This window comes from Alkalimarinus alittae, assembly GCF_026016465.1.
GTDB classification, from domain to species: Bacteria; Pseudomonadota; Gammaproteobacteria; order Pseudomonadales; family Oleiphilaceae; genus Alkalimarinus; species Alkalimarinus alittae.
Genome location: NZ_CP100390.1, coordinates 805,803 through 823,073 on the forward strand (window position 1 = coordinate 805,803; position 17,271 = coordinate 823,073).

The 17,271-nt window shown below is 44.0% G+C and carries 15 protein-coding genes; 12 read left to right on the forward strand and 3 right to left on the reverse strand.

Features of this window, described 5'->3' with window-relative positions; all coding sequences use genetic code 11:
* The first annotated feature begins 8 nt into the window (after nt 1-8).
* Together NKI27_RS03535 and NKI27_RS03540 are read left to right on the forward strand one after the other, a co-directional pair.
* Nucleotides 9-446 (forward strand): type II toxin-antitoxin system RatA family toxin, encoded by a 438-nt coding sequence (locus tag NKI27_RS03535; RefSeq protein WP_265048319.1) that lies wholly within the window; start codon nt 9-11, stop codon nt 444-446.
* The gene (locus NKI27_RS03540; RefSeq protein WP_265048320.1) at nt 436-726 is read left to right on the forward strand and encodes an RnfH family protein; all 291 of its coding nucleotides are present in this window, start codon (nt 436-438) and stop codon (nt 724-726) included. Before NKI27_RS03535 ends, NKI27_RS03540 begins: the two co-directional genes overlap by 11 nt.
* A gap of 42 nt (nt 727-768) precedes the next feature.
* On the opposite strand, the gene NKI27_RS03545 is transcribed toward NKI27_RS03540, so the two are convergent.
* The gene (locus NKI27_RS03545; protein WP_265048321.1) at nt 769-1,113 is read right to left on the reverse strand and encodes an outer membrane protein assembly factor BamE; all 345 of its coding nucleotides are present in this window, start codon (nt 1,111-1,113) and stop codon (nt 769-771) included.
* A gap of 132 nt (nt 1,114-1,245) precedes the next feature.
* Between NKI27_RS03545 and fur the strand changes: the two genes are divergently transcribed.
* The gene (gene fur, locus NKI27_RS03550; RefSeq protein ID WP_265048322.1) at nt 1,246-1,653 is read left to right on the forward strand and encodes a ferric iron uptake transcriptional regulator; all 408 of its coding nucleotides are present in this window, start codon (nt 1,246-1,248) and stop codon (nt 1,651-1,653) included.
* Between the two features lie 77 nt (nt 1,654-1,730).
* Here the strand turns inward: fur and recN are convergent, their stop codons facing one another.
* Nucleotides 1,731-3,425 (reverse strand): DNA repair protein RecN, encoded by a 1,695-nt coding sequence (recN, locus tag NKI27_RS03555; protein ID WP_265048323.1) that lies wholly within the window; start codon nt 3,423-3,425, stop codon nt 1,731-1,733.
* 222 nt (nt 3,426-3,647) lie between these two features.
* Here recN and grpE point away from each other — a divergent pair, with 222 nt between their 5' ends.
* The 7 genes from grpE (at nt 3,648) to greA (ending at nt 13,940) form a co-directional block, all read left to right on the forward strand.
* The gene (gene grpE, locus NKI27_RS03560; protein WP_265048324.1) at nt 3,648-4,271 is read left to right on the forward strand and encodes a nucleotide exchange factor GrpE; all 624 of its coding nucleotides are present in this window, start codon (nt 3,648-3,650) and stop codon (nt 4,269-4,271) included.
* Between the two features lie 120 nt (nt 4,272-4,391).
* A complete protein-coding gene (gene dnaK, locus NKI27_RS03565; protein ID WP_265048325.1) occupies nt 4,392-6,311 on the forward strand; it encodes a molecular chaperone DnaK in 1,920 nt (639 codons plus the stop codon).
* A gap of 200 nt (nt 6,312-6,511) precedes the next feature.
* Nucleotides 6,512-7,645 carry a molecular chaperone DnaJ gene (dnaJ, locus tag NKI27_RS03570; protein WP_265048326.1) on the forward strand — a complete coding sequence of 378 codons (1,134 nt, stop codon included), beginning with the start codon at nt 6,512-6,514 and terminating at the stop codon, nt 7,643-7,645.
* Nucleotides 7,646-7,767: 122 nt separating this feature from the next.
* A complete protein-coding gene (gene dapB, locus NKI27_RS03575) occupies nt 7,768-8,568 on the forward strand; it encodes a 4-hydroxy-tetrahydrodipicolinate reductase (RefSeq protein ID WP_265048327.1) in 801 nt (266 codons plus the stop codon).
* A 285-nt stretch (nt 8,569-8,853) separates the two neighbouring features.
* Nucleotides 8,854-9,984, forward strand: a complete 1,131-nt coding sequence (gene carA / locus NKI27_RS03580; protein ID WP_265048328.1) for a glutamine-hydrolyzing carbamoyl-phosphate synthase small subunit — start codon at nt 8,854-8,856, stop codon at nt 9,982-9,984.
* 112 nt (nt 9,985-10,096) lie between these two features.
* Complete coding sequence (gene carB, locus NKI27_RS03585) at nt 10,097-13,303, forward strand: carbamoyl-phosphate synthase large subunit (protein WP_265048329.1); 3,207 nt, start codon at nt 10,097-10,099, stop codon at nt 13,301-13,303.
* Nucleotides 13,304-13,463: 160 nt separating this feature from the next.
* On the forward strand, nt 13,464-13,940 hold the full coding sequence (gene greA / locus NKI27_RS03590) for a transcription elongation factor GreA (protein WP_265048330.1): 477 nt from the start codon (nt 13,464-13,466) through the stop codon (nt 13,938-13,940).
* Nucleotides 13,941-14,119: 179 nt separating this feature from the next.
* On the opposite strand, the gene yhbY is transcribed toward greA, so the two are convergent.
* Complete coding sequence (gene yhbY / locus NKI27_RS03595) at nt 14,120-14,422, reverse strand: ribosome assembly RNA-binding protein YhbY (protein WP_265048331.1); 303 nt, start codon at nt 14,420-14,422, stop codon at nt 14,120-14,122.
* Nucleotides 14,423-14,597: 175 nt separating this feature from the next.
* On the opposite strand from yhbY, the gene rlmE reads away from it, so the two are divergent.
* Complete coding sequence (rlmE, locus tag NKI27_RS03600; RefSeq protein WP_265048332.1) at nt 14,598-15,218, forward strand: 23S rRNA (uridine(2552)-2'-O)-methyltransferase RlmE; 621 nt, start codon at nt 14,598-14,600, stop codon at nt 15,216-15,218.
* Between the two features lie 109 nt (nt 15,219-15,327).
* Nucleotides 15,328-17,271 carry an ATP-dependent zinc metalloprotease FtsH gene (gene ftsH / locus NKI27_RS03605; protein ID WP_406802844.1) on the forward strand — a complete coding sequence of 648 codons (1,944 nt, stop codon included), beginning with the start codon at nt 15,328-15,330 and terminating at the stop codon, nt 17,269-17,271.

The following is a 17,271-nucleotide window of genomic DNA, read 5'->3' on the forward strand; positions in this document are numbered from 1 at the left end:
GTTAATAAATGGCTCATAGTATTGATCGAAGTGCGCTTGTGTTTCACTCTTCAGAGCGCATGTACAGTATCGTGAATGATATTGCGTCTTACCCTAACTTTCTTCCCTGGTGTTCGGATGCGAGGGTGGTTTCTTATGATGAGCAGCAAATGATTGCGACATTGGGCGTGGCGAAAGGCTCTATGAGGCAGCAGTTTACGACGCGTAACTGTTTTATAGCGCATAATGAAATTAAAATGGAGTTAGTCGAGGGGCCCTTCCGTTATCTTTCTGGGGTCTGGCAGTTTAAGTCTCTTGAGACGACAGCTTGCAAAGTAATGTTAAAGCTAGATTTTGATTTCGATAGCCAGTTGGCAAAGATGGCGTTGGCTTCGATATTTAATCAGGCTGCGAATACGATGGTCGATGCATTTTGTAAGCGAGCGAATGAGGTTTATGGAAACTAAAAAAATTAAAGTGGAGGTTGCTTACGCAACGCCAGACGCGCAAAAAATTATTGTCGTCGAAGTGCCCGAGGGGACGACTATGTATGACGCTGTTGTTCAATCGGGGATTGTTGGTGCTTTTCCGCAGATCAATATCGATACTGATAAAATGGGAATTTTTGGTAAAGCGGTTAAGAACTCTAAAGATCATCAGTTGATAGAGGGTGATAGAGTTGAGATTTATCGGCCGCTGATTATTGACCCGAAACAGGCAAGATTAAATAGAGCGGCAAAAAAATAAACCGAGCCTTGGCTCGGTATTGTATCGGTAAGTTTTTAACGTTTAGTAAGCGGGGTTGTCGTCTAATAGCTCACCGGTAAAGTGAGTATATTTGTTATCTTCAAAATACACAGTAATTAACTGCTGCTTAGTTTTTCCGCCTGCATACTGATAAGTGTATGCGTAGTTCTCGTGAGTCTCATCAAATACATTGTCGACTAACGGGTTACCCAGTACAAAATGAACCTGACGTTTATTCATGCCTGGCTTTAGTTGGTCTAGCATGTCTTGTGTAATGATGTTTCCCTGTTGAATATTGATTTTGTACACACCGGGGAATGAGCACCCTGTTATAGTGAGTAATAACGTGAACACGGGGATAAGTAACTTAAAACGGATTTTTTGCATCTGAAATCGAATTCCACTATCTTTGGGCAATATTTTGAATGATACCTGATGTTATCGTGAACTGCGAAGGGATATGATGTGTCAGGTAGAGATTTTAACGTTCTTTGAATTAAAATGTCGTTGGTGTATGAGATGGTTCAAGAAAATAATGAGTTACGCAAAGCGGGTTTAAAAGTTACTCTGCCGCGCGTTAAGATTTTAAATATGCTCGAAAGCGCAGATAACCATCACATGAGTGCTGAGGATGTGTATAAAGCGTTGCTAGATGCTGGAGAGGATGTGGGGTTGGCGACGGTATATAGAGTGCTGACCCAGTTTGAAAGTGCGGGTTTAGTGTTGCGCCATAATTTTGAAGGCGGGCATGCTGTTTTTGAAATGGCCACTGATGATCATCACGATCATATGGTTTGCTCTACGACAGGTAAGGTTATTGAGTTCTGCGACCCTATTATCGAGCAAAGGCAGCACGAAATTGCCGAAGAACATGGTTATGAGATTATAGATCACAGTCTCACATTATATGTTAAGCCAAAGAGTTGATGATTAACGGCTAACGCTTGTCGAGTGACTGGCGTTAGTCATATTCACTAAGTTTAATTAAAGTTAAAGTTAAAAAGTCAAATCTCTAACGCTGTCGCACTCAGCATCTCACGTGCATGAGCGAGCGTTTGCTCTGTCATGTTGATCCCCCCTAGCATTCGTGCAACTTCTTCTGTTCTGCCTTCTTTATTGAGTTTCGTTATTTTGGAATGGGTTTCTTTCTTATTGGTTTGTTTGCTGACAAACAGATGGTGGTGCCCTTGAGAGGCGACTTGGGGTTGGTGTGTAATGCAGAGTGCTTGGCCTTTTTCGCCTAGCGCCCGTAGTAATCGACCCACAACCTCTGCTGTGCCTCCGCCAATTCCGACATCGACTTCATCAAATACCAGAGTGGGGATGGCCGATGTTTGTGCGGTGACGACTTGGATGGCAAGACTAATACGCGATAGCTCGCCACCGGATGCCACTTTATTTAAAGGTTTGGGAGGTTGCCCAGGGTTGGCGCTGACTAAAAATTCAATGTCTTCTAGGCCGTTGCGTGTAAAGATATTGTCGGGGAGGGGGCTTATTTGAGTAATAAATTTAACTGATGGCATGCCTAGTTCAGATAGTTGGCCTGCGATCTTTTTATCTAGCGTGAGTGCTGTTTTGATTCGTGCTTGGCTGAGTTTTCTCGCGGTGGTTAAATATTTTTCGGCGAGCTCGGCTGTTTCCGTTGTTAGTATTTCAATGTTGCCATCACCGTCCTCAAAAGACTTTAATTCATCAACTAATGACTGGTGCAGTGCAGGTAGTTCTTCGGGGGTTGTTTTGTGTTTGCGTGCTAGTTGGTAAATGGCGCTGAGGCGTTCGTCTACTTCTTGTAGTCGAGTGGGGTCGATTTCAAAGTGATCAACAAATCCTCGAATGCTGTGGGTTGCTTCATCAACTTGTATCAGGGCTTCTGAAAGTAAGTTTTGAGCTTCAAAGAGCGCTTCATGTTTTACTGGGAGAGCGTCTAATGTATGTAAGGCGTGAGACAGTATTGACTGGACAGTAGACTCGCCATCGCTACAGGCTTGAAGTACTTCGTGACCGCTACTTAAAAGTTGTTCGGCATGACTGAGCGACTGTTGCTCTTTTTCTAGCTCTGGCAGCTCCTCTGCGGTAAGGCCGAGTTCGTTAAGTTCTTTTACTTGATATTTTAGCAGCTGAAGCCTTGCGTCCTGCTCATCTTGATTGTTTTTTAATTGCTCAAGTTTTTGCGCTTTATCTGACCATGATTTGTAGTGTGTAGCTACGTCTTGCGCTTGCTTTTTTAAGTTGCCGTATTCATCAATTAATCGTCGGTGAGTCTCTTTTTTGAGTAAAGATTGATGCTCGTGCTGGCTGTGAATGTCTATCAGCATTTCGCCTACTTCTCGTAGGTTGCTTAATGCGCTAGGTTGGCCATTGATGTAGCCTCGAGAACGACCTTCGCTGGTAATGACTCGGCGCAGGATGCACTCATATTGGTCATCTAGGTCACTGTCGTTATGTAGGTCGTTTGCTTTCAGCCATGCTTGTGCATTAGGAATATTGCTGATATCAAAAACGGCAGAAATGTCTGTTCGGTCTGCGCCATGCCTAACAAGGCCGCTATCTGCTCTATCGCCTAAGGTTAGCCCTAGCGCATCGAGGATAATAGATTTACCCGCGCCGGTTTCACCTGTAATAACGCTCATCCCTCGCTCAAAAAACAGCTCAACATGATCGGCTATGGCCAAGTTGTCCACTGTAAGTTGCGTAAGCATGAGCGTCTCCACTTAATATTTAATAATGATATGTTTGGATATACAGTAGTATGTATTAATTCGCTATGGAGTCAATATCTTAAACTTTAAAAAAATGAAAAATATTTAACCTGGAGGTAAAACAGTCAAAAAATTACCCTTGAAACCCTGTTTATTGCGCCCATATAGGCAGTTAGATTAAAGAATATCGTTTAATAGTTTATGAGCGCGGAGGAATTCTGAGTGAGTGTAGAAGAAGAGAAGGTTGATAATAACCCCGAACAAACACCCCACGATCATGAGGTGTTAGATGCTGAGTTGGAGCAAAACGCTCAGGCTGAAGAGGCTGAAGAGGTAGAGGCTTCATCAGACGGTGAGAAAGATTGGCAAAAAGAAGCTGCACTTCTTCAGGAGCAGGTTTCAGCATTAAAAGATCAAGCGTTGCGAGCGACTGCAAATGCGCAAAATATTAGACGTCGATCTGAAAAAGACGTTGAGAAAGCCCACAAGTTTGCACTAGAAAAGTTTTCTAAAGAGTTGCTGCCAGTGGTTGATAGTCTCGAGAAGACGATTGAAAGCAGTCAAGCTGAGCAAGGTGAAAAAAGTGCGTTGGTTGAAGGTGTAGAAATGACATTATCGATCCTGGTTTCAGGGTTGAAAAAGTTCAATGTTGAGCAGGTTGATCCAGCGGGCGAACCGTTTGACCCTGAGTTGCATGAAGCGATGTCGCTGGTCGATGCGCCCGATGCAGAACCAAATTCTGTTATTGCTGTGATCCAAAAAGGTTATACGTTAAATGGGCGTTTGATTCGTCCTGCAATGGTTATGGTTGCAAAAGGTTCAGCAAAAATCGACGAGCAGGCTTGAAAAAAAATAATTGAGGCCAATATAAGTCAGTAACTCAATTAAGAATCGAATGTACGGGTTAAATACAGCGTACATTTCAATTGAATACAGAAATTACGAAATTAGGTTTGGAGTATATATATGGGCAAGATCATAGGTATCGATTTAGGAACAACTAACTCATGTGTTGCTATCCTCGATGGTGAAAAAGCACGCGTAATTGAAAACGCTGAAGGCGATCGTACTACTCCGTCTATCGTTGCTTACACCGATGACGAAATATTAGTAGGTCAGTCAGCAAAGCGTCAGTCAGTAACTAACCCTAACAACACGCTGTTTGCTATCAAGCGTCTGATTGGTCGTCGTTTTGAAGATGACGTTGTTCAAAAAGACATCAAAATGGTGCCTTATAAAATCACTAAAGCAGACAACGGTGATGCATGGGTAGACATTAAAGGTGATAAGAAAGCGCCACCTCAGATTTCTGCTGAAATTCTTAAGAAGATGAAGAAGACAGCTGAAGATTACTTAGGTGAAGCGGTGACTGAAGCGGTTATCACTGTACCAGCTTACTTTAACGACTCTCAGCGTCAGGCAACTAAAGATGCGGGCCGTATAGCGGGCTTGGAAGTTAAACGTATTATCAACGAGCCAACAGCTGCAGCACTTGCTTACGGCCTAGATAAGCGTGGTGGCGATTCAACTATTGCTGTTTATGACTTGGGTGGTGGTACGTTTGACGTATCTATTATCGAAATCGCAGACGTTGATGGCGAAATGCAGTTTGAAGTATTAGCGACTAACGGTGATACGTTCTTGGGCGGTGAAGACTTTGACTCACGTTTGATTGAATATTTGTCTGCAGAATTTAAGAAAGACAGCGGAATTGACTTAACGGGTGATCCGTTAGCGATGCAGCGTCTAAAAGAAGCGGCAGAGAAAGCAAAAGTTGAGCTATCAAGCTCTCAGCAGACTGATGTAAACCTTCCTTACATTACTGCAGATGCGAGTGGACCTAAGCACCTTAACGTTAAAGTGACACGTTCTAAGTTAGAGTCTTTGGTTGAAGAGTTGGTTAAGCGTAGCTTAGAGCCTTGTAAGATGGCACTTAAAGATTCTGGTTTAAGCATGTCAGAAATCGATGATGTTATCTTGGTGGGTGGTCAGTCTCGTATGCCACTTGTTCAGAAAGAAGTTGAAGCATTCTTTGGTAAAGAGCCACGTAAAGATGTTAACCCTGATGAGGCTGTAGCAATTGGCGCGGCAATTCAGGCAGGTGTGTTGTCTGGTGATGTAACTGACGTATTGTTGCTTGACGTGACGCCTTTGACATTAGGTATTGAAACAATGGGTGGTGTTGCTACTGCCTTGATCGACAAAAACACAACGATACCTTCTAAGAAATCACAGGTGTTCTCGACTGCAGACGATAATCAGTCAGCTGTAACGATTCATGTTGTACAAGGTGAGCGTAAGCAGGCTGCCCAGAACAAATCATTGGGTCGTTTTGACTTGGCGGACATTCCTCCGGCGCCACGCGGAATGCCTCAGATTGAAGTTACCTTTGATATTGATGCAAACGGTATTTTGAACGTTTCAGCAAAAGATAAAGCGACAGGAAAAGAACAGTCAATTGTTATCAAGGCGTCTTCTGGCTTGTCTGACGATGAAGTTGAAAGCATGGTTCAGGATGCAGAAAGTCATGCTGAAGAAGATCGTAAGTTTGAAGAGCTTATTACTGTTCGCAACCAGGCTGACGGCATGATTCACGCAGTTAGAAAGACGTTAACAGAAGCGGGCGACAAAGCGACCGCTGAAGAGAAAGAGCAGATTGAGACCGCTATCACTGAGCTTGAAGAAGCTATAAAGGGTGATGATAAGGATGATATCGAAGCTAAGACTCAAAAGTTGACTGAAGCGTCTTCTAAGTTGGCTGAAAAGTTGTACGCTGAACAAGCTCAATCTGCTGAAGGTGCTACTGCACCTGAAGGCGAAAGTGCGCAATCACAAGACGATGTGGTTGATGCAGAGTTTGAGGAAGTTAAAGACGATAAGCAGTAATAATGATGACTTAACCGCTTGGATATATCAGGCGGTTAAGGTCTGAGGTATACTGTACAAATAACGCGGGGGTTTACTCCCGCGTTATGCTGTAAAGCAAATAGAGATTTTAATGTAGATTAGGGTTCGTGGTGTTGTGTAAAGTTAAGCACAAGGCTAGCGATCTTTAGCTACCAGAACCGAAGCGCAGTAGAGCATCTATGTCAAAGCGAGATTATTACGAGATCCTCGGAGTGTCAAAATCCGCGGACGAAAAAGAAGTTAAAAAAGCCTATCGACGACTGGCGATGAAGTTCCATCCTGACCGTAATTCTGATGATGCGGAAGCAGAGAATAAGTTTAAAGAGGCCACAGAGGCTTACGAAATTCTCTCTGATTCAGAAAAGCGAGCAGCCTATGATCAGTACGGTCATGCAGGTGTTGATGGGAGTGCTGGTGGTGGCTTTGGCGGCGGAAACGGTAATTTCAGTGATATTTTTGGTGACGTTTTTGGTGATATCTTCGGTGGTGGAGGCGGCGGTGGACGCAGTCGAACCACGCGAGGTGCTGATTTAAGGTATACGCTAGATCTTGATTTAGAAGATGCAGTAAAAGGTACGACAGTAAAAATTCGAGTACCCACTCAGGTTAATTGTACAGAGTGTGACGGCAGTGGTGCAGAGAAAGGGTCTAAGCCAGAAACTTGTGGTACCTGTCACGGTGCTGGGCAAGTGCGTATGCAGCAGGGCTTCTTCTCTGTGCAGCAAACCTGCCCTCATTGCCGGGGTCGCGGAAAGGTCATTAAGAAGCCGTGTAAGAGTTGTCATGGTGCAGGCTTAAAAGAAGAGCAGAAAACACTTTCAGTTAAAGTGCCGGCAGGTGTTGATACTGGCGATAGAATTAGACTTGCAGGAGAAGGTGAGGCTGGGGCGCAAGGCGGGCCTTCTGGTGATCTATATGTGCAAATTGCAGTAAGAGAGCATCCTATTTTTGTTAGGGATGGTAAAAATCTTTACTGCGATGTGCCTATTACATTTGTTGATGCGGCGTTGGGCGGTGAGCTTGAGGTTCCTACTTTAAATGGTCGTGTTAAACTAAAAATCCCTGCGGAAACTCAGACCGGTAAGTTATTCCGTTTGCGTGGAAAGGGTGTAGCGCCTGTTCGCGGCGGTGGAGCGGGTGATCTACTTTGCCGTGTGACGGTAGAGACGCCAGTAAATTTGAGCAAGAAACAAAAAGATATGCTTAAAGAGTTGCATGCCACGATGGAGTCTGGAGGGGATAGTCAGCACGCTCCTCATAAGCACTCTTGGTTTGAGGGTGTTAAAAACTTTTTTGAAGATATGAAATTCTAAGTCCTATTGTTTAGTTCTCGGGTTTGCATATCCAGCAATTAAATTCGGGGCTTATTAGCCCCGTTTTTTTTGAGCTAAAAACATAGTTAATTAGTGATTAGTTAAAAGAGAGTTAAAAGCTTATGCGTGTAGCGGTGATTGGTGCAGCGGGTCGAATGGGGAAGATTCTAATTGAAGCTTCAGTTTTGGCAGAGGATGTGGTTTTTTCTGCTGCAATTGTGAGCCCTGGAAGCTCTCTTGTTGGTGTAGATGTTGGTGAATTGGCGGGTGTCGGAAAACAGGGTGTATTGGCTGTAGATAATATTGAATCTGTGGCGGATCAATTTGATGTGTTGATTGATTTTACGTCGCCAGAGCTCACCATGCAGAATGTTGAGACTTGTAAGCGATTGGGTAAAAAAATTGTTATTGGTACAACAGGGTTGAGTGATGAGCAAAAGGCGCAATTAGATGCTGCAGCTAATGAAATTGCGATTGTTTTTGCGCCTAATATGAGTGTTGGGGTTAACTTAACGTTTAAGTTGTTGGAGTTGGCTGCCAAGGTTTTGGGTGATGATGTTGATATTGAGATCGTGGAGGCGCATCACAGGCACAAGAAGGACGCCCCCTCTGGAACAGCGCTACGAATGGGTGAGGTAGTTGCTGATACGTTGGGTCGTGACTTAAAGGCGTGTGCTGTTTATGGTCGTGAAGGCATCACTGGCGAGCGTGAAAGAAAGACGATAGGGTTTGAAACGATTCGCGCGGGCGATATTGTGGGTGAGCATACGGTTATGTTTGCAGGCTTGGGTGAGCGGGTTGAAATTACTCATAAGGCCAGTAGTCGGATGACGTTTGCAAAGGGGGCTGTTAGAGCCTCTTCTTGGTTGGCATCCCATGATAAAGGCTTGTTTGATATGCAGGATGTTCTTGATTTGCATTAACTAGAGCGCTTTTCGGGTGTTGCGATTTTAAAAGAGTTAATTGTTTCGTAGACATTTTCATGTGAAAAAAGTAAAATGATAGAGTTTGAGTGTGGTTAAGATCCTTTTGGCTGGGATCAAAAGTGCGCTCAGGTTCGATAAATACGCAGAGTGTAAGTCGTATTGAACTAATACTGGAATTCATAATAAAAAGCGAGGTCGGAGAATTTTCTCTCATCTCGCTTTTTTACAAATTGAATCGGTGTTTTATAAGCCCTGGCCAATCGATTTAAAGAGGAAATGGCGTTGACTAAACCTGCAATTCTTGCCCTTGAAGATGGAAGTATCTTTAAGGGGGTTTCTATCGGTGCAAATGGGCAATCTAGCGGAGAAGTGGTTTTTAATACATCCATGACCGGCTATCAGGAAATCCTGACTGACCCATCCTATGCCCGCCAGATTGTAACCCTAACCTATCCACATATCGGTAACACAGGGGTTAATTCTGAAGATGTTGAGTCGGATTCTGTTTCGGCTGCAGGTCTCGTAATTCGTGATTTACCTTTATTAGCTAGCAACTGGCGTTCCGAAAAGACGCTGGATGCGTATCTTGCTGAAAATAACATTGTCGCTATTGCAGATATCGATACTCGTCGTTTAACTCGCCTTCTTCGTGAAAAAGGTGCGTTGAATGGTTGTATTATTGCGGGTGATGATGTGTCTGAAAGTGCGGCGCTTGAAGCTGCTAAGCAATTTCCTGGCCTGAAAGGCATGGATTTAGCGAAAGAAGTAACTCGATCTGAGGTTTCATCTTGGGATGAATCGAGCTGGGACTTGGCGACAGGTTACGGCAAAAATGAAGATGATTCGTTCCATGTAGTGGCTTATGACTTTGGTTGTAAACATAACATTTTAAGAATGTTGGCAGATCGTGGTTGCCGCTTAACTGTAGTGCCAGCCCAAACACCGGCGGCAGATGTGTTGGCAATGAACCCAGACGGAATCTTTTTGTCTAATGGGCCTGGTGACCCAGAACCATGTGATTATGCTATTGCTGCGATCAAAGAATTTTTGTCTGCAAAAGTGCCTGTTTTTGGTATTTGCTTAGGGCATCAGTTACTGGCATTGGCAAGTGGTGCACAGACGTTAAAAATGAAGTTTGGACATCATGGTGCAAACCATCCTGTTCAGTGCTTAGCTGATGGGACCGTGATGATAACAAGTCAGAATCATGGCTTTGCGGTTGATGAGGCTTCGTTGCCTGATAACATCGAAGCAACGCACAAATCTTTGTTTGATGGCTCGCTGCAAGGGATTCGTAGAACGGATACGCCTGCATTTAGTTTTCAGGGACACCCAGAAGCAAGCCCTGGCCCTCATGATGTTGCGCCATTGTTTGACCAGTTTATTGAGTCGATTAGAACGTATCGCTCATAAGTTTTACGCCGTCTACTCATGTTTATCATGAGGTTTGATAGCAACGTTTATTGACTGGAGGCGCTTTAAAAGCGGTCTCTGGATTAAAACAGATATAGATGGACTGAATTCTATGCCAAAGCGTACCGACCTTAAGAGTATTTTGATTTTGGGTGCTGGCCCTATTGTTATTGGTCAGGCTTGTGAATTTGATTATTCTGGAGCGCAGGCCTGTAAAGCTCTTAGAGAAGAGGGTTTTCGAGTCATTCTGGTTAACTCGAATCCTGCGACCATAATGACTGACCCTTCGATGGCTGACTCTACTTACATAGAGCCCATCACATGGAAGACAGTTGAAAAAATCATTGAGAAAGAGCGCCCTGATGCTGTGCTGCCGACAATGGGTGGTCAAACGGCGTTAAATTGTGCGCTTGATCTAGAGCGTCACGGCGTTCTTGAAAAGTATAATGTTGAAATGATCGGTGCCGATGCAGATGCTATAGATAAGGCGGAAGATCGCGAGCGCTTCGATAATGCAATGAAGGCGATTGGCCTTGAGACTCCTCGTTCTGCTATTGCGCATAGCATGGAAGAGTCGCTTCAAGTGTTGGATAACTTGGGCTTTCCTTGCATTATCCGTCCTTCTTTCACCATGGGTGGAACGGGCGGTGGTATCGCTTATAACCGTGACGAATTTGAAGAGATTTGTGCACGGGGCTTAGATTTATCACCTACCAGTGAGCTATTGATCGATGAGTCGCTTATCGGTTGGAAAGAATACGAAATGGAAGTTGTTCGTGACAAAAATGATAACTGTATTATCGTTTGTGCTATCGAAAACTTTGACGCAATGGGGGTTCACACTGGAGACTCCATTACAGTTGCACCGGCGCAAACGCTGACTGATAAAGAATATCAGATTATGCGTAATGCTTCGTTGGCTGTATTGCGAGAAATCGGTATCGAAACGGGCGGGTCTAACGTTCAGTTCGGTATCAATCCAAAAGATGGCCGTATGGTTATCATCGAGATGAACCCGCGAGTTTCACGTTCATCTGCGTTGGCTTCTAAGGCAACAGGTTTCCCTATTGCAAAAATTGCAGCCAAACTGGCGGTTGGTTACACGCTGGATGAATTGCAGAATGACATTACAGGTGGTGCTACGCCTGCGTCGTTTGAGCCTTCAATTGATTACGTTGTAACAAAGATTCCACGCTTTACGTTCGAGAAGTTCCCTCAGGCCGACAAACGTCTAACGACTCAAATGAAGTCTGTTGGTGAAGTAATGGCGATTGGCCGAACCTTCCAAGAGTCTATTCAAAAGGCGCTAAGAGGGCTTGAAGTAGGCGCGTCTGGTTTTGATCCAATGCAGGATTTAACCGCAGATGATGCGCGTGAAAGTTTGATTCGTGAAATGAAAACCCCAAGTGCTGAGCGTGTGTGGTATGTGGGTGATGCATTCCGAGCAGGCATGAGCATTGAAGAAATTTACGAGTATTCCGGTATTGATCCTTGGTATTTGGCTCAAATAGAAGACTTGATTAAGGAAGAAGCTAATGTCGCTCAGTTAGGTAAGGCTGACATGACTAAAGAGTTGGTTTATAAACTCAAGCGTAAGGGGTTCTCTGATAGCCGTCTAGCCGAGCTGATGGATGTGTCGGAAAAAGAATTCCGTAAGCTTCGTCATGATTTTAATATTAGACCGGTTTATAAGCGTGTCGATACCTGTGCCGCTGAATTTGCTTCTTCAACCGCTTATATGTATTCAACGTATGAAGAAGAGTGTGAAGCAAATGTCACTGATCGCGAAAAAATCGTTGTTATTGGTGGTGGACCAAACCGTATAGGTCAGGGTATAGAGTTTGATTATTGCTGTGTGCATGCTGCACTAGCGATGAAAGAAGATGGTTATGAAGCGATCATGATCAACTGTAACCCTGAGACGGTTTCTACAGATTACGATACATCAGATCGACTTTATTTTGAGTCTATTACGCTTGAAGATGTGTTGGAAATCATCAACCTCGAAAAACCAAAAGGCGTTATCGTCCATTACGGTGGTCAAACACCTCTTAAGTTGGCGCGTGGTTTAGAGGAAGCGGGTGTGCCGATTATAGGGACGTCTCCTGATGCGATTGATAGAGCAGAAGACCGTGAGCGTTTTCAGCGAATGCTGCAACGTTTGAATATTCTTCAGCCACCTAACGCGACAGTTAGAAGTCTTGAAGAAGGTATTGTTGCTGCAAAAGAGATTGGTTATCCGTTAGTGGTTAGGCCGTCTTATGTATTAGGTGGTCGTGCTATGGAGATTGTCTATAGCGAAGCTGAGCTAACCAAGTATATGCGAGAAGCAGTGAGTGTTTCTAATGATAGCCCTGTACTGCTTGATCACTTTTTGAATGCGGCAATAGAAGTTGATATTGATGCAGTAAGTGATGGAAAGCAGGTGGTTATTGGTGCCATTATGCAGCATATCGAGCAGGCGGGTGTTCACTCTGGTGATTCTGCATGTTCATTGCCACCTTATACGTTGGCAGCAGATGTACAAGACGAAATGAGAGATATTGTTAAACGCATGGCGCTTGAATTAGGTGTTGTGGGCTTAATGAATGTTCAGTTGGCTTATCAAGACGGTGAAATCTACGTAATCGAGGTAAATCCTCGTGCATCGAGAACGGTACCGTTTGTTTCTAAGGCTATTGGTGTTTCGCTTGCTAAAATTGCAGCTCGCTGCATGGCGGGTACTTCGCTTGAAGCGCAGGCGTTTACTAAAGAAATTATCCCAGCACACTATAGCGTGAAAGAGTCGGTTTTCCCTTTCAACAAGTTCCAAGGTGTAGACCCGATACTTGGTCCAGAAATGAAGTCTACTGGCGAAGTAATGGGGATTGGCGATAGCTTTGATGAGGCGTTTGCTAAAGGTGCTTTAGCTGCAGGTGAGATTTTACCAACAGGTGGTTCTGTATTTATTAGTGTTCGTGATGTTGATAAGGCTGCTGCTGCAGTGCTGAGTAAAGATCTAGTCGAAGCTGGCTTTAAGTTAGTGGCTACGAGTGGAACTGCAAAAGTATTAAAAGAAGCAGGCCTTGAAGTTAAGTCAATCAACAAGGTTAACGAAGGTCGACCGCACATTGTTGACGCAATAAAGAATGATGAAATTGATTTGATTATCAATACGACTGAAGGGCGTCGAGCAATTGCGGACTCTTCTCAGATTCGTCAGTCTGCATTGCAGCGCAAGGTTGCTTATACCACCACGTTGGCTGGTGGGGAGGCATTTTGTCGTGCAATAAAGTTTGGTCCAGAGAAGATGGTTAGACGCCTTCAAGATCTGCACTAAGGTGTTGTTACGCTGAGCGCTGTTTTCGAACAGTGTCTCGGAGCCTCACTTGATACTATCAAGTGGGGCTTTTGTATTTTATGTCTTACTATTTTATAAGATTGCTTTCTGGGTAGGGTTGTTGTTAAAAGAGAGCGAGCTATTCAAGGTTGAATGAAAAATGAAAAGAATTCCAATGACTGTTCAGGGCGAAAAAGCCCTACGTGAAGAAATCCAAAAGCTAAAGGGTGAAGATCGTCCTCGCGTTATAGAGGCGATAGCAGAAGCTAGAGCGCATGGCGACTTAAAAGAGAACGCTGAATACCATGCCGCGCGTGAGCAGCAGAGCTTTATCGAAGGTAGAATTTTGGAGGTGGAGTCAAAGTTATCTCAGTCACAGGTGATTGACGTTACTAAGATCGATAAAAGCGGAAAGGTTATTTTTGGTACTACCGTTAATCTAATTAATGTCGATACTGATGAGCAAGTGAGCTATCAGATAGTGGGCGAAGATGAGGCTGACATTAAAGGTGGCAAGATATCTATATCATCACCAATTGCTCGTGCTTTAATCGGTAAAGAAGAGGGTGAGATTGTTGCTGTTCAGATTCCGAGTGGCACCGTTGAGTATGAAATTGACGAAGTTCTTCATGTGTAAGTACTTCTGCTATAAAAGCTGAAGTAAGTGGGTTATCTTTTAGTGTGAGGTAACCCGAGCATTAAAAAGAAGTCTCGATACTTGTTGAGCTTCTTTTTAATGCCGCGAATAGTTATTTAACGATTCACTGTGTGTGAAATAGTATTCGCTTGATGAGATGATTTATTTAGTTGGCGCTTTTATCTGAGTAAGTTAGAGAGTTTCGGGTTTGGCTTATCGGCGTTGCGTAGAATGATGGCAATCTTACCGATTGTTTGAACCAGTGTTGCTTTGGTCTTCTGGCAAAGCTCATCGATTATCGCAGCTCTGTCATCTCGGTCAGTTAATGCAATCTTAACCTTAATTAGTTCATGGTCTTCAAGTGCTCTGTTGAGTTCTTGGATTAAGCCTTCTCCAAGCCCTTTGTCGCCAACAATGATGACGGGGTTAAGTGAGTGTGCAATTGCACGATATTGCTTTTTTTGTGCGGCGGTTAAGGTCATCTTTGTCTCTCTTAAAATTAAGCGGTCAATGTCTATCGATAAGTCTGAATTCGTTTTAATGGCTAGGCTCGCATTCAAACGTTTGGTTGTCTGTCATAATGCTTGATATTCTATCAGTTGCGGGCAAAGGGTTAAATGAATTCAGTGTTAGATTGTTTGAACGAGGATAAAAAATATGGCTCGATCTAAATCAAGTCCTCAGTGGCTCAAAGAGCATTTTGATGACCCTTATGTGAAATTGTCTCAAAAAGAAGGTTATCGCACGCGTGCTAGCTATAAGTTGATCGAGCTACATGAAAAGGATCGCCTGTTTAAACCGGGTATGACGGTTGTTGATTTAGGTGCTGCGCCAGGGGGGTGGTCTCAAGTGGCCATTAAGTATGTGGGCGATCATGGGCGTGTTGTGGCAAGTGATATTCTGCCTATGGACTCCATTGCGGGGGTAGACTTTGTTCAGGGTGATTTTACTGAGCAGGAACCGTTCGATCAAATCCTTGAATTGTTGGGCGATCAAAAAGCAGACCTTGTAATTTCAGATATGGCCCCCAATATGAGTGGATCAGCGTCTGTTGATATTCCTCGTGCCATGTATTTAATAGAGTTGGCCTTGGATATGGCAGAGCAAGTGTTAAAGCCAGGAGGGACTTTTGTCGCGAAAGTATTTCAGGGTGAAGGGTTTGATGATTTAATTAAGCAGATGAGAGCGCGATACTCAAAAGTCTATAGTAGAAAGCCAGATGCTTCTCGGGCGCGATCAAGAGAGGTTTATCAAATTGGCGCAGGTTTCAAAGGATAATAAAAATTATCTAATTTAATGTTTTGTGAACTGGCTTGGCTGACCAACATGTAGTATGTTTGGAAGCTCTAAACGTAATGAATTTTAAAAAGGTTGAGAGGGGTCTCTCTTGAACGATATGGCAAAGAATTTAATTCTCTGGTTGATCATAGCTGCAGTACTACTAACCGTCTTTAATAACTTTAGTATGAATCGGGCTACTGAACCGATGGAGTACTCCCAGTTTGTATCAATGTATGAAACTGGACAGGTTCGTAAGGTGGTTATTGATGGTCTTCGTATAGAGGGATATCGCCCTGATGGGACTAAATTTGAAACGGTGCGCCCAAGCGCGCCTGATCTCAATCTAATTGATGACCTGCTTAAGTACAAAGTAGCCATCGAAGGTAAAGAGCCTGAGACTCAAAGTATTTGGACTCAATTGCTTGTAGCGTCTTTCCCTATTCTTGTCATTATCGCTGTGTTTATGTTTTTTATGCGTCAAATGCAAGGCGGTGGCGGCGGCAAAGGGCCGATGTCGTTTGGTAAGAGTAAAGCTCGCTTAATGAGCGAAGATCAGATTAAAACAACATTTGCAGATGTGGCAGGCGTTGATGAAGCGAAAGAGGATGTTAAAGAGCTTGTTGAATTTCTTCGAGACCCAAGTAAGTTTCAACGCTTGGGTGGAAAGATTCCTCGCGGTGTTCTAATGGTAGGTCAGCCGGGTACAGGTAAGACGCTTTTGGCAAAAGCTATTGCTGGCGAAGCAAAGGTTCCCTTTTTCTCTATCTCGGGTTCAGACTTTGTAGAGATGTTTGTCGGTGTAGGTGCTTCTCGTGTAAGAGATATGTTTGACCAAGCTAAGAAGCAGTCACCTTGCATTATCTTTATTGATGAGATTGATGCTGTAGGTCGTCACCGTGGTGCGGGTGTGGGTGGTGGACACGATGAGCGTGAACAGACACTTAACCAATTACTGGTTGAAATGGATGGTTTTGAAGGCAATGAAGGCGTCATTGTCATTGCAGCTACTAACCGCCCGGACGTGCTTGACCCTGCATTGTTGAGACCTGGTCGATTTGATCGACAGGTTGTTGTTGGTTTGCCTGATATTTTAGGTCGGGAACAAATACTTAAAGTTCATATGCGTAAAGTGCCATTAGATGATGATGTCGAGCCGGTATTTATCGCTAGAGGTACGCCAGGGTTTTCAGGTGCTGATCTTGCAAACCTTGTAAACGAAGCTGCTTTGTTTGCCGCAAGGTCAAATCGACGCACTGTTTCAATGTCTGAATTCGAATTGGCTAAAGACAAAATCATGATGGGTGCTGAGCGCAAATCAATGGTGATGTCTGAAGATGAAAAGCGTAATACGGCTTATCATGAAGCAGGGCACGCGATTGTTGGTCGTTTGATGCCTGAGCATGACCCTGTTTATAAGGTGAGTATTATTCCTCGTGGACGAGCGTTAGGTGTAACAATGTTCTTGCCTGAGGAAGATCGCTACAGTCATAGTCGTCGTTTTTTGATTAGCCAAATCTGTAGTTTATTTGGTGGCCGAATTGCTGAAGAGCTTACATTGGGCGTTGACGGTGTTACCACTGGTGCATCTAATGATATTAAGCGGGCGACTGAACTGTCTCGCAGTATGGTTACTAAGTGGGGTTTGTCGGCTAAGTTGGGCCCCCTTATGTATGATGAAGATAGCGAAGAGGTTTTCCTTGGGCGTTCATCGGGTTCGGCAGCGAAGGTTTTTGCACCTGAAACTGCGCAGCGAATTGATGAAGAGATCAGAAAAATAATTGATGATTGCTATGCTACTGCAGAGAAAGTGCTTGTAGATAATATGGATAAACTTCATATGATGGCCGATGCGCTAATGAAGTATGAGACCATAGATGCAGGGCAGATAGACGACATCATGGATGGTAAAGAGCCTCGCCCGCCAAAGGGCTGGGGCGATAAAGAACCTAAAGGACCTACTCCTAAGGGTGGCGCTGAAAGCGATAGTGCAAGCCAAGATACTCAGGACGCTTCAAAAGATGATCTTGGTGATGCCGCTGGTGAGCACTAA

Bases quoted from the DNA above. Each gene is read 5' to 3' on its own strand.
- dapB (WP_265048327.1), top strand. From the start codon at position 7,768: ATGCGTGTAGCGGTGATTGGTGCAGCGGGTCGAATGGGGAAGATTCTA.
- carB (WP_265048329.1), top strand. From the start codon at position 10,097: ATGCCAAAGCGTACCGACCTTAAGAGTATTTTGATTTTGGGTGCTGGC.
- NKI27_RS03545 (WP_265048321.1), bottom strand. From the start codon at position 1,113: ATGCAAAAAATCCGTTTTAAGTTACTTATCCCCGTGTTCACGTTATTA.
- NKI27_RS03535 (WP_265048319.1), top strand. From the start codon at position 9: ATGGCTCATAGTATTGATCGAAGTGCGCTTGTGTTTCACTCTTCAGAG.
- rlmE (WP_265048332.1), top strand. From the start codon at position 14,598: ATGGCTCGATCTAAATCAAGTCCTCAGTGGCTCAAAGAGCATTTTGAT.
- NKI27_RS03540 (WP_265048320.1), top strand. From the start codon at position 436: ATGGAAACTAAAAAAATTAAAGTGGAGGTTGCTTACGCAACGCCAGAC.
- dnaJ (WP_265048326.1), top strand. From the start codon at position 6,512: ATGTCAAAGCGAGATTATTACGAGATCCTCGGAGTGTCAAAATCCGCG.
- fur (WP_265048322.1), top strand. From the start codon at position 1,246: ATGGTTCAAGAAAATAATGAGTTACGCAAAGCGGGTTTAAAAGTTACT.
- dnaK (WP_265048325.1), top strand. From the start codon at position 4,392: ATGGGCAAGATCATAGGTATCGATTTAGGAACAACTAACTCATGTGTT.
- yhbY (WP_265048331.1), bottom strand. From the start codon at position 14,422: ATGACCTTAACCGCCGCACAAAAAAAGCAATATCGTGCAATTGCACAC.
- recN (WP_265048323.1), bottom strand. From the start codon at position 3,425: ATGCTTACGCAACTTACAGTGGACAACTTGGCCATAGCCGATCATGTT.
- greA (WP_265048330.1), top strand. From the start codon at position 13,464: ATGAAAAGAATTCCAATGACTGTTCAGGGCGAAAAAGCCCTACGTGAA.